Source organism: Saccharomonospora marina XMU15 (assembly GCF_000244955.1).
Classification (GTDB): Bacteria; Actinomycetota; Actinomycetes; order Mycobacteriales; family Pseudonocardiaceae; genus Saccharomonospora_A; species Saccharomonospora_A marina.
Map to the genome: position 1 here is coordinate 4,905,950 of NZ_CM001439.1, position 17,517 is coordinate 4,923,466.

Genomic DNA, 17,517 nt, shown 5'->3' on the forward strand with positions numbered 1-17,517 from the left:
TGTGGTGGCTATCGCCGCAGTAGCTCCACGCGCACGCCCCAACTGCCCCGCCACGACTCGCCAGCTTCCAGGTTGATCAGATCCGTTCCCGAGTTGAGCGCGTCGGCGGGGCACGTCATCGGCTCGATCGCGATCGCCCGCCCTCTGCCGGTCAGCTCCGGGGGAGTGAAGATCTGTACCCAACCGAAATCGCGCTCTGCCCACACGTCGAGCGTGGTGTCGCCGTGGGACAGCAGGTGGTGGTAGCGGCCGTCCTCGCCCGCCCGAAGCGCGCCGAATGTCGTGTCGAGGTCCAGACCTCCCACGATGCGGCCGTGGTTGAGGTCGTGCTCGGTGTCGGCGACGTCGGTTTCCTCGCCGAAGGGCAACTGCTCGTCCTCGACGTAGGGTCGCACCCGCGAAGCGGCCACCGTCAACGTCAGCTCGTCGGTCGGTACGTCACCGATCCGGAAGTACGGATGCGTGCCGACCCCGAACGCGATGTCGCAGGCACCCTCGTTGCGTACCTCGTGAGTCACCACCAGTTCGCGCGGCGCGAGTTCGTAGCGGATCAGCGTGTGCAGCGGGACGGGCCAGCCGGGCTCGTCGGCGATGTCCACCGCGAAGCTGATGCTCGACTCGGCGTGTTCGAGCAGCTGCCAAACCTTTCGCCGGACCAGACCGTGAATGGCGTTGCCCCGCCGCTGCTCCGTCACCTCGAGTCGCTGCGGCTCGCCGTCGTAGGTCCACGTCGCGTCCTTGGTGCGGTTGGGCCACGGCAACAGCACTTGGCCGGCCGCCTTCGGCGGCTCCTCCTCGGCCGCGAAAGTCTCGAGGTAGGGCACCCCGCCGATCTCGAAGGCACGCAACCCCGCGCCGATCTCGGTGACCACGGCGCGAGCGTTGCCCCTGGTCAGCTCGAACTGTTCCCCCGTCGGATTCGCCATGCCCGCGAACCTATCGGTTCCCTGGGCCGATCTTGAGGTCACCTCCACGAAGGTGGCTGCTCGAATCGCGAAAGGTCGATCGCCGCCCGGGTGAGGTCGAAGTCGTCCGGCGGCACCTCTTTTCCCTTCGTCAGCCAGCCACCTCGATCCCGTGGCCGCAACCGCGAGTCGCCGTGCAGCACAGCGACATAGCAGCCGTAGTCGATGGCGAAACCGTCGTACAACGTGCCCGGGTAGTGCTTGTCGACGATCCCGCGTCGTAGCAGGTGCAGCAGGCGGGCGTCGTAGAGGGCCGCGATGAGGTCGTGGCGTGCGCCGGACAACTGGTCGATCAGGAAGGTCCGCGAGCGGCGGCGACCGACGACCTCGTCGACGAGGAACCGGAGGCCTCGAAGCAGCGGTTCGTTCGCACTGATCGCGCTCTGCTTGTCCCGCAGGAACCAGTCCTGCGCGGCCCTGCGCACGTGCGCGAGCCCGATCGGCTGATCATGGGCGTGCTGCGCCGCGAGCGCGGCGATGTTGATCCCGTCCCTCGGGATTCCCTCCGCCGCACGGACCAGTTCCGGAAGGGCATCACGTCGACACAGCTGCGAAACGAAACTCTCCGCGTCAGCGGGCGGATTCGGGATCATCGCTGCCAGCCTGTCGGCCACGTGGTTGTGCAGCAACTGCCCGAAGAACTCCCGCGCGCGTTTCTCGGAGTGGTCGAAGAGCAGGGAATCGTCGAGGCTGACCGCGGAAGCCGCATCGGAACCGACCTCGATCCCCACATAGTCGCCGTCGTCTGCGGGACGGCGAAGCCGCGAGCGTCGCTCGATGGCTGCCAGTTTCACCGTGACACCCGTAATCGGCAGCACGCTGCGCCGAAGCAGGTCGGCCAGCATGGGCTGCAGATCGAGTGGGATGCTGCTCCACTCGTCGAGCAGCAGCCACAGGCGGGCACCCCCGAGCGAGCGGGTGAGCGCACGCACGGCGCGGCTCAGCGGACCGAAAACGACATGGTGATGTTCCGTTCCCGACCGCCTGAGCCTGCTCTCCGCCTGCCGCGAGCCATGCCATGCCAGCGACATCCTCACGTGTGGCGTCGCGGAAGCCGACCCCTCCACCATCGCGGACGTGTCCTCGTCCGCGCGCAGTGTGGTTTCCCGCTCGACTTCGCCCACGACGCGCACGGCGGTCGACGCGCTGGCAAGGAGGTCGAGCGCGGGCAGTAGCCTGCTCTGGTCGCCGACATCGCCCTCGATGGCCAGGGCAAGCAGTTCGTCATGCAGCGCCTCCAGCGTGTCCACCAGCAACTGGGTGCCGCGCGTGGCGAGGCTCTCGGTCGGGTCGGCGTAGAGCCCACCGGCCGAGCCGATCGTGCGCAGATCCAGATACACCGGCACATCGCCCGCACTCTCTGCCAGGTTCGCCAGGTAGAGCAGTGCGTGCGTCTTCCCGGTGCCGCGGCGGCCGTAGAGGATCTGGTGGTCGGTGGAGTTGAGCATCGCCGAGAACGAACCCGCCGCGACATAGGTACTGGCAAGCACGTGCCGCTCAGTTCCCTCCGCCCGCCGAGGGATACGCATGACGGCTTGGTTCAGGTGTCGCTGCCTGCCTGCTGGCATACGAACAGGGTGCCGGTAGTCGCAGTACGGCCGAAGCCACCGGTCGAGTGGGTCCGACTACTACTCCCGGTCATCGATCGCGGCGGGAATGGTCCATTGTCGACGAAAAGGATGTCGCAGGCCGGCCCCGTGTGCGCGGTGCTCGGCAGGTCACTGCTGTGGCGCGGTTTCCGCCGCGCGGTAGTACCAGAACGCAGGCAACGCCAGCACGGCCAGCATCACCAGCACGACCACGAGCAGCCCGCCACCGGTCGCGGCGGCGGCCGTGCCGACACCGGCGGCCGTCCAGCCGTGAGTCACATCCGCAAGCCTTGGTCCGCCCGCCACCACAACGGTGAACACTCCCTGCGTGCGACCACGCATCTCGTCCGTCGCCGCGGTTTGCAGGATGGCCATCCGGTAGATGGCGCTGACCATGTCGGCGGCACCCGCGATCGCGAGGAACACCACGGCGAGCCACAGCGACGAGGTGAGCCCGAACCCCGCCACGGCGAGGCCCCACACGCAGATCGCGACCACGACGGCAACGCCCTGCCGCCGGACCCGACCCACCCAGCCGGACATCAGCCCGACCAGCATCGCGCCGATCGGGATGGCGGCGAACAGCCAGCCCAGCGCGAGCCCCCCACCCGGTGGGTCGCCGAATGTGCGTTCGGCCATCTCGGGAAACAGCGCGCGTGGCATGCCCGCGACCATCGCGATGATGTCGACGAGGAACGAGGCCAGCAGTACCCGCTGCGTGGCCAGGTAGGCGAAGCCGTCCAGCACGTCACGCAGACCCGCCCTGCGGACCTTGCCGCTCAGCGGTGGCAGCGGCGGCAGCCGCCACACCGCCCACAGCACGGCCAGCAGCGCGGCGGTGTCCACCAGATACAGCGAGGAAAGACCCACCACGGGCAGCAGCGCACCGGCGGCCAGCGGGCCGAAGACCGCCCCGAAGGTGGTCATCGTGCCGGTGAGCGCGGCGGCCGACGGCAACAGGTGCTGCGGCACGAGCCTGGCGACCACCGCGTTGCGCGTCGGCATGTTGATGGCGAAGAACGCCTGGTTGAGGCCGAGCAGCCCGAGCACGAGCCATACCGAGCCCAGTTCGGCGAACGCCTGTGCCCACAGCAGCGCGGCCGTGCCCGCGATGCCGCCGTTGGACACCAGCAGCAGCTTGCGGCGGTCGACCGTGTCCGCGATCGCGCCGCCCCACACGCCGAAGACCAACAACGGCACCAGACCGAACAGCCCGGTCAACCCGACGTAGCCGGAGGAGCCGGTGATGTCGAAAACCTGTTTCGGCACCGCGACCGCGGTGAGCTGGCTGCCGACAGCGGTCACGATCGAGCTCAGCCACAGCCGCCGGAATGCCGGGATGCGAAGCGGCCTGCGGTCCGCGACGACCGATGCGAGCACCCTGCGCACGCCCCTGCCGGGCCCCGCCGCGGTCCGTTCACCCACGACAGCAGAGCTTAGAACCGCTAACTAAGTGGTGGGAACGTGAGTTCTGTCGCGCGCTCAGGGAGCGACACGTTCGATGCGCCAGCCGTCCTCGTTGCGCACGTATCGCAGCCGGTCGTGCAGCCGATCCTGCCTGCCCTGCCAGAACTCGACGACGTCGGGACGGATGCGCCAGCCACCCCAGTGCGGCGGCACCGGTATCTCGCTCACGCCCTCGAACCGGCGCTCGATCGCGTTCAGCGCGGTGTCCAGGTCACGCCTGCTGGCTACGGCCCTCGACTGCGGCGAGGCCCACGCCCCGAGTTGGGAGCCACGAGGCCGGGACGCCCAGTACTCGGCCGTCTCCGCGGGGCCCACCTTCTCGACATCGCCGCGCACGTTGACCTGCCGGTGCAGCGGGTACCAGGGAAAGGTCACCGAGGCGTACCTGGTGACCGTCAGATCGTGGCTCTTGGCAGAGGTGTAGTTGGTGTAGAAGACCACGCCACGCTCGTCGAGCCCCTTGCAGAGCACGCTGCGCGACGACGGCCGCCCCTCGGCGTCGGCCGTGGCCAGCACCATCGCGTTGGGCTCGGGCACACCCGCGGAGATCGCCTCGTCGAGCCACAACTGGAGCTGTTCGGTCCAGGTGGCGGCGAGTCCGGACTCCTCGAGCGCCTCGCCGTTGTAGGCGACTCGCATACCGGGCAACCGAACGGTCACCTCGGCCGCTTCGGCGACCTCGCCGACCCCTTCTTCCAGTTTGTCCAGTTCCGGCATGCCAACCTCCGCCCCTTGTGGGGGTCCGTCCCGCCCTTCCTGCCGACGTTAAAGCCTCCCGCTGCCGCGCGAAAGTTCTTGATCGGTGACGGGCGCCACCAGTCACGGGTTCGATGCCGAACGCGAGTCCGCCTCGGGTGGCAGCGCGCGGGCCGGGCAGGCCGGGTTTACCCGTGTCACTTTCGCGGCATCCGGGGAGTGGGCGCAGGATTTACGGCGGCGAACGGCGACAGACTGAATCGTTCTCGTAATCGTGACCGAAACCACCGCTTCTTTCGATTGATACCGGACGGTAAGAAGAGGATGGTTTCTGCAACCGTGCGAAGCGGCGCGCGTGCGTGTGGGGCATCGCACGGTGGACGCCTGCCGGGGAACCTCACGAAAGGTCCACTCAAGTGACTTCCATGATCGAGTCGGCCAACACCCCAGCCGAGCACCCAGACGACAACTTCCGGCCCGGCCTGGAGGGCGTCGTCGCCTTCCGCACGGAGATCGCCGAACCTGACCGCGACGGTGGCGCACTGCGCTACCGAGGGGTGGACATCGAACAACTCGCCGGGCGCGTGAGCTTCGGCGACGTGTGGGCACTGCTGGTGGACGGCCGGTTCGGGCAGGGACTGCCGCCCGCCGAGCCGTTCCCGATCCCGGTACGTACCGGCGACGTGCGCGTCGACGTGCAGGCCGCGCTCGCCATGCTCGCGCCGATCTGGGACTTCCACCCGCTGCTCGACATCTCCGACGAGGCGGCCCGCGAGCAACTCGCGAGGGCATCTGTGATGGCGCTTTCGTACGTGGCGCAGTCGGCCCGCGGCGTCGGTGTCGCCGCCGTACCGCAGTCGAAGGTGGACGAGGCCTCCACCATCACGGAGCGGTTCCTGGTGCGCTGGCGGGGCGAGCCCGATCCCGCACATGTCAAAGCACTGGACGCCTACTGGGTGTCCGCCGCCGAGCACGGCATGAACGCCTCCACCTTCACCGCCCGTGTCATCGCCTCCACCGGGGCCGACGTCGCGGCGGCGATGTCCGGCGCGATCGGCGCGATGTCCGGTCCACTGCACGGTGGCGCACCGGCACGGGTGCTTCCGATGATCGAGGAGGTCGAGCGCACCGGTAACGCGGAAGCCGTGGTGAAGGGCATCCTCGACCGCGGTGAGCGGCTGATGGGCTTCGGACACCGCGTCTACCGCGCCGAGGACCCGAGGGCACGCGTGCTGCGACGCACCTGCCGCGAACTGGGGGCGCAGCGCTACGAGGTCGCGCAGGCCCTGGAGCAGGCGGCGCTGGCCGAACTGCGAGAGCGCCGACCCGACAGGGCCATCGAGACCAACGTCGAGTTCTGGGCCGCGGTGATCCTGGACTTCGCGCAGGTGCCGACGAAGATGATGCCCGCGATGTTCACCTCGGCGCGCACCGCGGGCTGGGCCGCGCACATCCTGGAGCAGAAACGGACGGGCAGGCTGGTTCGCCCCTCGGCGACCTACGTCGGTCCCGCGCCGCGCGGACCGGAACAGGTCGAAGGCTGGGAAGAGGTCGTCAAGGTCTCCTGACCGACCGCGGACGCGCCACGACGCCCACGCTCGTCGTCGTGGCGTGCCGTGACCTGCAGCATGACCATGAGCTGATCGACGAGCCAGCCGTCCAGCCGCTCCCTGCGCAACTCTGCCCCCTGCAGCCAGGTCGACACGGCGACCTCCACGATCGCGGTCCAGCAGCGCAGTGTGGCCAGCAGCATCGGGGAAGGCTCGGTGATCTCGCACTCGGCGAGCACCACCTCGACCGCGCGAGCCCTGACCTCGTCCACGATCGCGTTGGTCTCCGAGGTCGCCACCACCGACCCACTGCGAAGCAACGCCAGGTAGCCGCAGCGGTGCTCGGCCGCCACGTCCACGAGCGCCCGCACGACCGCGCGAAGCCGCTGCTGCCTGCTCCCGCTGGCGCGGCGACGCATCCTGTCGAGCAGGTCGTCGGCGACGGTGCGCAGCGCGGCGACGCGAAGCTCGTCCAGACCGCGGAAGTAGCGGTAGAACAGCGGCCGCGACACTCCGGCGCGCGCGGTGACGTCGTCGATGCCGACGTCCTCCGGCGCACGGGTGCTGAACAACTCGAGCGCGGCCGCGACCAGGTCCTGCCTTCGGGCCTGCCGCGACATCCGTCTCGGCTTCGCCACGCTCACCCGGGCAGCTTCCGCGCCGCGGCACGCAGCAGCCCGGGAGTGAGCCTGGACAGCGCGAGAGCCGCCCGCGCCTCCGCTGTGGTCGCCACGACGGCCGAATCACGCCGCACGGCACGCAGAATGTCGGCCGCCACCCGTTCCGGAGGGAAGGCGCGCCTGGCGAACAGCCTGCTGCCCGCTGCCCTTCGCGCCTGCTGCTCGTCCTCTCCGACACCGGTGAACGTCGTGGTGCCCGCGATGTTGGTGTTCACCATGCCGGGGCAGATGGCACTGACGCCGATGCCGTGTGCGGCGAGTTCGGCACGCAGGCATTGGCTCAGCATCAGTACGGCTGCCTTCGTGGCCGAGTAGGCGGGCAACACCTTCGTCGGCAGGTAGGCCGCCACCGAGGCGACGTTGACGATGTGCCCGCCCTCGCCTCGCTCCGCCAGTTGGCCGCCGAACAACCTGCAGCCGTGGATCACGCCCCACAGGTTGACGTCGATGACCCGCTGCCACTGCCGCACTTCGGTGTCGAGGAACGGGCCCGCGACGCCGATACCCGCGTTGTTGACCACGATGTCGGCCACCCCGTGCTCTGCTCGCACCGCCGAGGCGAACTCGGTCATCGCTTCCGCGTCGCTGACGTCGACCAGGTAGGGCAGGGCCTGCCCTCCAGCACGGCGCACCCGCAGCGACGCCGCGCCCAGCGCGTCGGCGTCGATGTCGGCGAGCACGACGTCGGCGCCCTGGGCTGCGAAGGCGCGGGCCGTCGCGTTGCCGATGCCGCTTCCCGCACCGGTGACCACGACGAGCCGCCCCTCGAACCGGCCTCTCGGCGCCGGGTTGACGCGGCTTCGCCGAAGCGCCCTCGACTGTGGACCGCCCTGTACGTGCTCGACGAACTCGGCGGTGGCGGTCGCGATCCGTGCTGGGTCGCCGCGCACCACCCAGTGCCCGCCCGGGATCTTTCGCACCCGCAGGTCCGGCACCCAGCGCTGGATCTGCGTCTGCAGCGGTGCGGTGACGAACGCGTCGGCGACCGGCGCGATGACCTGCACCGGCACCTCGGCGTGCCTTCGGCCCGGCCGCGTCAGCCTCGGCAGCATGTTCTGCCGGTAGAGCCGCAACCCGTGCAGGCCGTCGGACAATTCCGGCACGGCGGCGTCGGGGTCGGCTCGCTTGAGCAGCCTCGCCAGCAACCCGGTGCGCCAGGCCAGTTCCGGCAACACCGGCAGCTGGAAGAACGCGATGTAGGTGGAGTGCACCAGCTGCCGCAGCGCCGCGCGCAACCGTCGCGGGCTCGGCCGCAGTTGCGCGCGGAACCACCGTCCGGCGTGGTCGAGACAGGGCCCGGAGATCGAGGTGAACGACGCCACCCTGCCTCGAAGCCAGGGACCCGTCACGGCGTGCCAGGACTGGATGGCGCCCCAGTCGTGGGCGAGCAGGTGGACCTTGCCGTCGGGGGCGACCTCGTCGATCACCTCGGCGAGGTCGGCGGCGAGCCGGTCCAGCCGGTAGGCGGCACGAGCACGTGGCTTCGTCGACTCGCCCGCACCTCGCACGTCGTAGCTGACCACGCGGAACCGGTCGCCGAGTCGGGCGCGGACCCCCTCCCACAGCGACGAGTTGTCCGGGTAGCCGTGCACGCAGACGATCGTGGACGCCTGCCGCGGGCCGGTGACTTGCACGCGAAGCCGCACACCGTCGCTGGTCGTGACCCACTGCCGAGACATCTCGACATGTTAGACAAGCTGTCAACAAGGGCTCGGCCACGTGGGGCGCACGGCACAGGCAGGCGGCAGAATGGCGCCATGCTGCCAACCACCGAGTTCGCGCTGCTTCGCCGTGTCGCCACCGAACAGGCGGGCGGCAGGGCGCCTTCGCTCGTGGCCGCGGTGATCCGGGACGCCTCGATCCTCTGGTCGGGCGCGCGCGGGTTCGTCGACGACGCCACACCCGACGAGTTCACGCTGTACCGGATCGGCTCGATCACCAAGTCACTGGTGGCCGTCGTCGTCATGCGGCTGCGCGACGAGGGCAGGCTCGATCTCAACGACCCGCTCGACAAGCACGTTCCCGGCACCACGTTCGGCGATGCGACCGTCGGCCAGCTGCTCAGCCACGCCGGTGGCGTCGGGTCCGAGTCGCCGGGCACGTGGTGGGAACGCAGCCCTGGCGGCGACTGGTCCGACCTGAGCGCCGAACTGAGCGGTGAGGACCTCAAGCACCGGCCAGGAAGGCGGTTCCACTACTCCAACCTCGGCTACGGTGCGCTCGGCGAACTCGTCGCCCGGCTGCGCGGCAGGAGCTGGCTCGACGCGGTGCGGGCGGAGGTGCTCGACCCGCTCGCGATGTCACGCACCACCGCCCAACCGAACGGACCGCACGCGCGGGGACTGGCCGTGCACCCCTTCGCCGACGTCGTGCTGCCGGAACCGGCGTACGACGCCGGGGCGATGGCACCTGCCGGTCAGCTGTGGTCGTGCGTCCGCGACCTCGCCAACTGGACGGCGTTCGTGGGCGGGCGGACGGGCGAGGTGCTGCACCCCGACACGGTGGCCGAGATGCGCGAAGCCGCCGTCATCGACGACAGCGGGCCGTGGACGGCGGGCTACGGGCTGGGACTGCAACTCGTCCGCGTCGGCGGCAAGCGGCTGGCCGGCCACACCGGCTCGATGCCGGGTTTCCTGGCGTGCACCCTCATCGACCCCGCGACGCAGACCGGCGCGGTGGCACTGACCAACACCACCTCAGGTGTGGGCATTCTCTCGCTGGCGGCCGACCTCATCTCGCTGGCCGACGAGCACGAGCCGCCGCTGCCACAGCAGTGGCGACCCGCCAGGATCGACAAGGCACTGCTGGAACTCACCGGCCTGTGGCACTGGGGCCCCGCCCCGTACCACCTGCGGATACTGCCCAACGGCTGGCTCGATCTCGCACCGGCGGGAGGACCGGGACGAGCCTCCCGGTTCCGGCCGCTCGACCACGACCGCTGGCTGGGACTGGACGGCTACTACGCGGGCGAAACCCTCACGGTGCACCGCGACACCGCAGGCACGCCGCACCACCTCGACCTGGCGACGTTCGTCTTCACGCGCACGCCCTACGACCCGTCGGCACCGGTGCCAGGCGGGGTGGACGAAGCGGGCTGGCGGGCGTGAAACACTGGCTGTATGACCGATGCCGCTGAGTTGACACTTCCCGCAGACCTCAAGCCCGCCGACGGCCGGTTCGGTTGCGGACCGTCCAAGGTCCGGCACGAGCAGCTCGCCCACCTCGCGAAGGAGGGTGCCAACGTCCTCGGCACCTCCCACAGGCAGCAGCCGGTCAAGTCGCTCGTCGGCAGGGTCCGCACCGGGTTGACCGAGCTGTTCGGCCTTCCCGACGGCTACGAGGTCGTGCTCGGAAACGGCGGGACGACGGCGTTTTGGGACGCGGCCGCGTTCGGTCTGGTGCGCGAGCGCGCCCAGCACTTCACCTACGGCGAGTTCTCCAGCAAGTTCGCGACGGTGACCGACAAGGCTCCGTTCCTGTCCGATTCGATCGTGGTCGGCGCCGAGCCCGGCAGCGCACCCGACATCGCCTTCCAGCAGGGCGCCGACGTGGTGGCCTGGGCGCACAACGAGACCTCGACGGGTGTCGCGGTGCCGGTGCGCAGGCCGCAGGGCAGCGAGGGCGCGCTGGTCGCCATCGACGCCACCTCGGGTGCCGGTGGGTTGCCGGTCGACGCCGAGGACTTCGACGTGTACTACTTCGCGCCGCAGAAGTCGTTCGCCTCCGACGGCGGGCTGTGGCTCGCGCTGATGTCGCCCTCGGCCATCGAGCGGGTCGGCGAGATCGGCGCCTCGCAGCGGTGGGTGCCGGAGTTCCTTTCGCTGCCGACCGCGCTGGACAACTCCCGCAAGAACCAGACCTACAACACCCCGGCCGTCGCCACCCTGTTCCTGCTGGTCGACCAGATCGAATGGATGCTGGGCAACGGTGGCCTGGAGTGGACGACGGCGCGCACGCGCGAGTCCTCGAACCGGCTCTACGAGTGGGCGGAGAAGACGGCCTACACCACGCCGTTCGTTTCCGACCCCTCGCTTCGGTCGCAGGTCGTCGGCACCGTCGACTTCGGCGACGATGTCGACGCGGCGGCGGTGGCCAAGGTACTGCGCGCCAACGGCATCGTGGACGTGGAGCCGTACCGCAAGCTGGGCCGCAACCAGCTACGTGTCGGGATGTTCCCCGCCATCGAGCCGGACGACATCACCGCGCTGACTCGTAGCGTCGAGTGGGTTGTGGAGCGACTCGCGGGCTGAGCCCGCGCAACCGACCTCACCAGAATTCCCCTTATCGGGGGTGCGGATCCGCGGCGCGTCGGTCATGATCGACGCGGACGTGTCCAGCACGATCGACAACGGATGTTCGCGGTAGTCGGCGCGCCTCGCCCGTCAAGGCGACGCGCCGATCTACCGTTGACACCCACGCCAGGTGAGTCTCGGGAGGCGGGAATGCGAACGCTGCGGGTGGTCGGGTTGCACGAGGACGGCAAGTCCATCGTGTGCGAGGACCCGGCGCGCCGTGAGCAGTTCCTCCTGCCCGCGGACGAACGGCTGCGCGCGGCCGCTCGTGGTGACATCACCCGCCTCGGCCAGATCGAGATCGAGCTGGAGAGCCAGATGCGCCCACGCGAAATCCAGGCCCGTATCCGCGCGGGCGAGTCCGTCGAGCAGGTCGCCTCCGTGGCGGGTGTTCCGCTGCAACGCGTCGAACGCTTCGCGTATCCGGTGCTGCTGGAACGCTCGCGTACCGCGGAGCTCGCCCAGCAGGCGCACCCCACCCGCGAGGACGGCCCCGACGTGCAGACGCTCGGCGAGGTGGTCGCGCACTCGTTCGGGCTGCGCGGGCAGGACTACTCGCGGGCCACGTGGGACTCCTGGCGTGGTGACGACGGCAAGTGGGTCGTGGGACTGCACTGGAAGGCAGGCCGTTCGGAGAACCGGGCGCACTGGTCGTTCTCACCCGGCGCACACGGCGGGACGGTGACGGCGCTCGACGAGCTGGCCGAGGCGCTGCTGGACCCGAACTCGCACCGCACGCCCAGGGCGGTGGAGGTGAAGGCCGACGAGCCTGCCGAGCAGGCTGAGGCCGAGCAGCCTGTGCTGGACGAGCGGCCGAGCGCGAAGGTGATCGAGGCGCCCATCAAGGAGCCGAGTGAGCCGAGCCAGGACGACACCGCCGAGCTGCCTCGGGTACAGCCCAAGGAGCCCGAGGACCAGGGCAAGCCGAAGCCGGAGCCGAAGGAGCGGCCAGCGCAACAGGCGAAGCCGAAGTCGTCGAGGAAGAAGAACCACCCCGCGGTACCCGCGTGGGAGGACGTGCTGCTGGGCGTGCGAAGCCAGCGCGGCTGAGCAAGGCCGAAGAGAAGGGCCGCTCATCGGATGTGGCGATGAGCGGCCCTTACTCGTGGTTCTGTGTGCCGGTCAGTTCTTGGCGCTGGCCCACTTCACCTTGGGCAGCATGTTCTCCATGTTCACCCGGTGCTTGTTCTCCTCCACGATCGGGAAGAGCGACTCGATCAGCGTGTCGGAAAGCAGGTGCGGCTTCAGCCCGAGCTCCACAAGGCCGGTGTGCTTGACGTTGTAGTAGTGCTCGGCGAGCTCCCACCTCGGGTTCTCCAGGTGGTCGATCTGCACCGGCCCTGGGAACGTCTCGGCCACCAACTCGGCGACCTGCTGCACCGAGAAGCTCTCGGTCATCTGGTTGAACACCCGGAACTCGCCCCGGTCGGCCGGGTTCTCCACGGCCAGGCGGATGCACTCCACGGTGTCACGGATGTCCAGCATCCCTCGGGTCTGCCCGCCCTTGCCGTACACGGTGAGGGGCTGACCGAGAACGGCCTGGATGATGAACCGGTTCAGCACCGTGCCGAACACGGCGTCGTAGTCGAGCCGGGTCGCCAGCCGGGGGTCACGCGCCGTCTGCTCGGTCGTCTGTCCGTACACGACGCCCTGGTTCAGGTCCGTCGCGCGCATACCCCAGATCCGGCAGCCGAACTCGATGTTGTGCGAGTCGTGCACCTTGCTGAGGTGATAGAACGAGCCGGGCTTCTTCGGGTAGAGCATCCGGTCCTTGCGACCGTTGTGCTCGATCTCGATCCAGCCTTCCTCGATGTCGATGTTGGGAGTGCCGTACTCGCCCATCGTCCCGAGCTTCACCAGGTGGATCTCGGGGTTGATCTCGGCGATGGCGTACATCACGTTGAGGTTGCCGATGACGTTGTTGTGCTGGGTGTAGACCGCGTGCTCACGGTCGATCATCGAATAGGGTGCGGCCCGCTGCTCCGCGAAGTGGACGATCGTGTCCGGTTCGAACTCCCGAACCACGCGGTACACGAAGTCGGCGTCAAGCAGATCGCCCACGTAAAGGGGCATCTCCTTGCCGGAAGCCTCCTTCCATGCCTGCACGCGGACCTCGAGGTCCTCGATCGGGACGAGGCTGCCGGACCCAAGCTCCTCGTCGTATTTTCTGCGGGCGAAGTTGTCCAGGACGGCCGTCTCGTGGCCGCAGTCCGAAAGGTGCAGGGCTGTCGGCCACCCCAGATATCCGTCACCACCGAGAACGAGGACTCGCACGACTCGACTGCCTCCAGATCGTTACACGAAAGTGCGCCGGATTTGATCCTAGACGCACCTGTTACCTGACCGGGTCCACCTTGTACCACGGATGGGCGCAGGGCAACCCACTGTCACGAAAGGGGACGCGGCTGCCACCACTCTGATGGCGGAGTGCACAATAGCTGGTGTGAGCACCGCTACTGCCGCCGCTCCTCAGCCGGGCCAGCCCTCGGCATCCCGGCCCCGGCTGCTTGTCCGGCTGTTCCGTGCGGCTACCAGCTCCATCGTGGCCACCTCCATCAGCCAGGTCACACTCATCGGTCTCCTCTGGTGGGGCGCGAGCCCCGCGCTGGCCAGCGCCGTCGCTTTCGTGGCGGGGGCCATCCCGAACTACTTCCTGGCCCGAAGCTGGGCCTGGGGCAGGAAGGGAAAGCCTCAGGTCACCCGCGAACTGATGCCGTACTTCGCCGTGATCGGAGCGGCCGGACTCGCCTCCGTCGGCCTCACCACGGTGGCGGGCTGGATCACCGAGCCACTCCAGATCTCGGGGTTCGTGCGCATCATCGTGCTCGACGTGGCCTTCCTCACCAGCTACGCCCTGGTGTTCATCCTGAAGTTCGCACTGCTCGACCGGCTGGTGTTCGCCGGCGGAACACGTACTCGCGCAGCCACGTCCCGGTCATGACCCTGGCGTAGTTCGCCCCGTACATCAGGCTGCGGCCCTTCTTGCTGGCACCGTTGTTGCGCAGCCGCATGCTCATCGGCACCTCGAGTACGCGGGCGCCGCGAGCCATCACCCCGAGCAGCAGTTCCGAGGACTGGTACTGCGGCTCCCGCAGGGTCACCGAGGTCGCCAGTTCGGCAGGCATCGCACGGAACCCGAACGAGGTGTCGGTGATCTTGCGCAACGTCAGGATCGAGGCCAGCACCGCGAACACCCGCACACCCAGCCAGCGCACCGTGCTGTCGTGCTCGTAGGACCCGAGCCTGCGCGACCCGGTGACGAAATCGGCCGCACCGTCCAGCAGTGGTTTGACCAGCAACGGCATCTCGTTGTTGTCGTACTGGCCGTCGGCGTCGGTGGTGACGATGTACTCGGCCCCGCAGTCGGCGGCGAGGTGATAGCCGAGCCGCAGCGCACCGCCCTGCCCCCGGTTGCGCGGCGCGACGCAGACGTAGGCCCCCGCCGCTTCGGCGACCTCGGCGGTGTTGTCGGTGGCGCCGTCCACCACGACCAGTGTCGAGACCGGAAGGTCGCCGCAGTGCGACGGCATCTCCCGCAGTACCGTCCCGATCCCCTTTTCCTCGTTGTAGGCGGCGATGACCACCACGAGCGGGGTGAGCGGGTTGTCACCGTAGCGCTGCTTGAAGTCCGCGACAGCCGCTGAGTCGACGTCGTCGGGGAAATCGGCCATCTTGGGTCGCCGCCCTGTCGACCCCGGTCGCTTGCGCCCCCAGCCGAGCATCGCGGCCAGGCCGAGCGCTCCACCGAGCGGCACGAGCACCAGTGCGGGGATCTGGTAGCGCCAAGAGAACTCGAACGCGGCCGAGCCGAGCAGGATGATCAGCCCGCCGCCCGTCGCCAGGAACGCGGCCGAACGCAGCCCGGAGTTGCGGGCACGGCCCACCCCCAACGCACCGAGCACCCCGAACAGTGCCGCGAGCGCGAGCGCTGGACCCCACGTGTAGCCGCCGCCCAGTTGATAGTCACGCAGGAAGGACGCGAACTCGACGTTGACGCTCGGCAGCACGCCGTCGAACGCAAGCGTCGTCGCGTTGTACTTCTCCACGGTTGCCGTCCCAATGTTGTAGTACGGGTAGGAGGTCTGGAACTGCCAACGTTCCACTGGTACGTCACCCGGTGCCGTTTCCTTGACCGGGTCGAAGTTCTTGGCGAAGTCGCCGAGTACGGCGAGGGTGAAGTCCACCGGTTGCTCGCGAATGATGGTCGTCGCGAATTCCTGGGCGAGCTCCCGCTTGCTCCGCCCGGGGGGCAGTGGGCCCGGCCAGTCGGGATCGCCGTACCGGAAGTGTGTGTAGTAGTCGATGGACAGCCGCTCGTCCATCGGCTCGGGTGGGCAGAACCGCTGCAGGGTCTTGTCCTCAGCGGGTAGCACGCCGCAGTCGGCGATGGCCGCTGTTCGCCCGTACAGCACGTTGCCCTGCGCCCCGGTGAGCCCCCAGTGGCCCGCCTGCGAGCGGTAGTAGGTCGCGTAGGAGCCGAGCACGATCGCGAGCCCGAGCACACCCGCCAGCGAGCGCACGCCGATCCGTTTCCAGCCCGCCTTGCTGCGCCACGCCCCGCCCGCCAGCACCAGGTAGACCGCAACCGGCACAACCATGGTGATCCCGATCGTTCGGGTGACCACGGCGGCCCCGAGCAGCAGGCCCGCGAGCCCGGCCCGCTGCCAGCCCGGCTCGCCCTTGGAGAGCAATACCCAGAGCACCGCCACCAGCAGGGCCTGGAACCAGATCTCCGACATGATCAGCTCCTCGATCTGGAGCTGGTAGCCGTCGAGCAGCACGGGCGCGGCGACCAGCGCCGCCAACCAGGTGCGGTCGGTGTAGCGCAGGGTGAGCCGGTACAGCGCCAATGCGATGAGTACGCCGACGAGGTGCTGCACGGCGGCGACGAAACCCAGCCCACCGAGGTGGAACAGCCCCTTGAGCACGACCGTGTAGCCGAGCGGGTTCAGGTCCGTCGGCCGTAACTGTTCGAGGTTGTTCAGGTAGCGGAAAGTATCGATGTACAGCAGAGCGGGCTGGTAGGCCAGCCAGGTCAGCACACGCAGCGTGACGCCACCCGCGAGTAGGACGAGCAGCAGCCAGTGGCGACGGAGCAACCCGCTCACTCGAACACTTTCTGCCTGTCGTGGTCGAGGAAGTACTGCCAGGTGGCGGCCAGCCCGTCGCGCAGGCTGTACCGCGGCCGGTAGCCGATGGTCTGCTCGCTGCGGGAGACATCCACGACCACGGCGGGCATCTCGCCACCGGGCGCGGGAACGTGCTGCACCGGAATCGGGCAACCGGTGACTTCCCGGACGGTCTCGATGAGTTCGAGCACCGAAACCGACCTACCCGCGCCCACGATGGCCCTGCCGACGTGCTCGGCGTCCCAGGCGAGTTCGATCGCGCGCACGATGTCGTCGAGAAACACCAGATCGCGGCGCTGGGTGCCGTCGCCGTAGACGCGCACGCCTTCGTCGCGCAGGGCGGCGCGCATCAGCCGAGGCACGAAGCTGTCCTTGTGACTCATCCCGGGTCCGTAGACGTTGGTGAAGCGAAGCGCGCACGTAGCCATGTCGTAGGCGCCCGCGTAGCCGGAGAGCAGCATCTCACAGGCGGCCTTGGTCGCCCCGTAGGGCGTCAGTGGCGCCAGCGGCATGTCCTCGGTGATCGTGGCCTCGCCTACGTCGCCGACCACGGCGTTGGTGGAGGCGAGGATGAACCTGCGCACCCCGTGCATTCTGGCGAGCTCGAGCAGTTCGTGGGTGATGGCCACGTTCTCCGAGTAGGTCTTGGAGGGCATCTCCACCGAGCGCAGCACCGACGTCACGGCGGCGAGGTGGATGATGCCGTCCGTGCCCGGCAGGATGGCTCGCTCCCTGACCTCCGGGTCGGCGAGGTCACCCTGGACGGCGACGATGCCCTCGTCGGTCACCGTCACCGGTTCCCGGTCGACGATGGTTACGCGTGCGCCTTTCCGTCTGAACGCGGCGACAACAGCACGCCCTATGAAGCCACAGCCCCCAGTTACCACGACATTGCGGACGTCATCGTTGATCGGCGAAGCCATGTGGCCCAAACTACCTGTCGCCCAGAACTACCCGTTCGGCGGCCAGCCGTTGGGGTGGCCAAGGCTTACAGAGAACGCCGAAACAGCGTTATTTTATCACGCAACGTAAAGAGTACAGTTCGGACAATCCACTTGGGGTTCACACCACAGTGGATGCCCTGTCCCTTCTGCGGCTACGGCGTGTACCTCGAACGTCGGGCCGGAGAGCCCGAGTGATTGTGGTCTC

Annotated in this window: 14 protein-coding genes; 5 read left to right on the forward strand and 9 right to left on the reverse strand. The window is 68.8% G+C overall.

Annotated features, from left to right (window positions below):
* Positions 1-8: 8 nt before the first annotated feature.
* The 4 genes from SACMADRAFT_RS23120 to pdxH all read right to left on the reverse strand — a co-directional run bounded on the left by SACMADRAFT_RS23120 (position 9) and on the right by pdxH (position 4,738).
* Entirely contained in the window at positions 9-926 is a 918-nt protein-coding gene (locus SACMADRAFT_RS23120) for an aldose 1-epimerase family protein (protein WP_009156279.1), read from the reverse strand.
* Between the two features lie 38 nt (positions 927-964).
* Positions 965-2,533: a hypothetical protein gene (locus tag SACMADRAFT_RS23125; RefSeq protein ID WP_009156280.1), complete on the reverse strand. Its 1,569-nt coding sequence runs from the start codon at positions 2,531-2,533 to the stop codon at positions 965-967.
* A 150-nt stretch (positions 2,534-2,683) separates the two neighbouring features.
* Positions 2,684-3,979 (reverse strand): MFS transporter, encoded by a 1,296-nt coding sequence (locus SACMADRAFT_RS23130; RefSeq protein ID WP_009156281.1) that lies wholly within the window; start codon positions 3,977-3,979, stop codon positions 2,684-2,686.
* A gap of 57 nt (positions 3,980-4,036) precedes the next feature.
* Positions 4,037-4,738, reverse strand: coding sequence for a pyridoxamine 5'-phosphate oxidase (gene pdxH / locus SACMADRAFT_RS23135; protein ID WP_009156282.1), 702 nt, complete (start codon positions 4,736-4,738; stop codon positions 4,037-4,039).
* A 404-nt stretch (positions 4,739-5,142) separates the two neighbouring features.
* Here pdxH and SACMADRAFT_RS23140 point away from each other — a divergent pair, with 404 nt between their 5' ends.
* Positions 5,143-6,285 (forward strand): citrate synthase 2, encoded by a 1,143-nt coding sequence (locus tag SACMADRAFT_RS23140; RefSeq protein ID WP_009156283.1) that lies wholly within the window; start codon positions 5,143-5,145, stop codon positions 6,283-6,285.
* Here the strand turns inward: SACMADRAFT_RS23140 and SACMADRAFT_RS23145 are convergent.
* The gene (locus SACMADRAFT_RS23145) at positions 6,216-6,887 is read right to left on the reverse strand and encodes a TetR/AcrR family transcriptional regulator (protein ID WP_157617484.1); all 672 of its coding nucleotides are present in this window, start codon (positions 6,885-6,887) and stop codon (positions 6,216-6,218) included. The two genes, SACMADRAFT_RS23140 and SACMADRAFT_RS23145, sit on opposite strands and share 70 nt — an antisense overlap.
* Positions 6,888-6,907: 20 nt before the next feature.
* Positions 6,908-8,626, reverse strand: coding sequence for an SDR family oxidoreductase (locus SACMADRAFT_RS23150; RefSeq protein WP_009156285.1), 1,719 nt, complete (start codon positions 8,624-8,626; stop codon positions 6,908-6,910).
* Between the two features lie 78 nt (positions 8,627-8,704).
* On the opposite strand from SACMADRAFT_RS23150, the gene SACMADRAFT_RS23155 reads away from it, so the two are divergent.
* The 3 genes from SACMADRAFT_RS23155 (at position 8,705) to sepH (ending at position 12,289) form a co-directional block, all read left to right on the forward strand.
* Positions 8,705-10,054, forward strand: a complete 1,350-nt coding sequence (locus SACMADRAFT_RS23155; protein ID WP_009156286.1) for a serine hydrolase domain-containing protein — start codon at positions 8,705-8,707, stop codon at positions 10,052-10,054.
* A 12-nt stretch (positions 10,055-10,066) separates the two neighbouring features.
* The gene (gene serC / locus SACMADRAFT_RS23160) at positions 10,067-11,197 is read left to right on the forward strand and encodes a phosphoserine transaminase (protein ID WP_009156287.1); all 1,131 of its coding nucleotides are present in this window, start codon (positions 10,067-10,069) and stop codon (positions 11,195-11,197) included.
* Positions 11,198-11,389: 192 nt separating this feature from the next.
* Positions 11,390-12,289, forward strand: coding sequence for a septation protein SepH (sepH, locus tag SACMADRAFT_RS23165; protein ID WP_009156288.1), 900 nt, complete (start codon positions 11,390-11,392; stop codon positions 12,287-12,289).
* Between the two features lie 72 nt (positions 12,290-12,361).
* On the opposite strand, the gene SACMADRAFT_RS23170 is transcribed toward sepH, so the two are convergent.
* On the reverse strand, positions 12,362-13,513 hold the full coding sequence (locus SACMADRAFT_RS23170; protein ID WP_009156289.1) for an NAD-dependent epimerase/dehydratase family protein: 1,152 nt from the start codon (positions 13,511-13,513) through the stop codon (positions 12,362-12,364).
* A 145-nt stretch (positions 13,514-13,658) separates the two neighbouring features.
* Between SACMADRAFT_RS23170 and SACMADRAFT_RS23175 the strand changes: the two genes are divergently transcribed.
* Positions 13,659-14,180 carry a GtrA family protein gene (locus tag SACMADRAFT_RS23175; protein ID WP_009156290.1) on the forward strand — a complete coding sequence of 174 codons (522 nt, stop codon included), beginning with the start codon at positions 13,659-13,661 and terminating at the stop codon, positions 14,178-14,180.
* Here the strand turns inward: SACMADRAFT_RS23175 and SACMADRAFT_RS23180 are convergent.
* Both SACMADRAFT_RS23180 and SACMADRAFT_RS23185 read right to left on the reverse strand, forming a co-directional pair.
* On the reverse strand, positions 14,101-16,347 hold the full coding sequence (locus tag SACMADRAFT_RS23180; RefSeq protein ID WP_009156291.1) for a glycosyltransferase family 2 protein: 2,247 nt from the start codon (positions 16,345-16,347) through the stop codon (positions 14,101-14,103). The genes SACMADRAFT_RS23175 and SACMADRAFT_RS23180 overlap by 80 nt on opposite strands.
* The gene (locus SACMADRAFT_RS23185) at positions 16,344-17,291 is read right to left on the reverse strand and encodes an NAD-dependent epimerase/dehydratase family protein (RefSeq protein WP_009156292.1); all 948 of its coding nucleotides are present in this window, start codon (positions 17,289-17,291) and stop codon (positions 16,344-16,346) included. Before SACMADRAFT_RS23185 ends, SACMADRAFT_RS23180 begins: the two co-directional genes overlap by 4 nt.
* Positions 17,292-17,517: the final 226 nt, after the last annotated feature.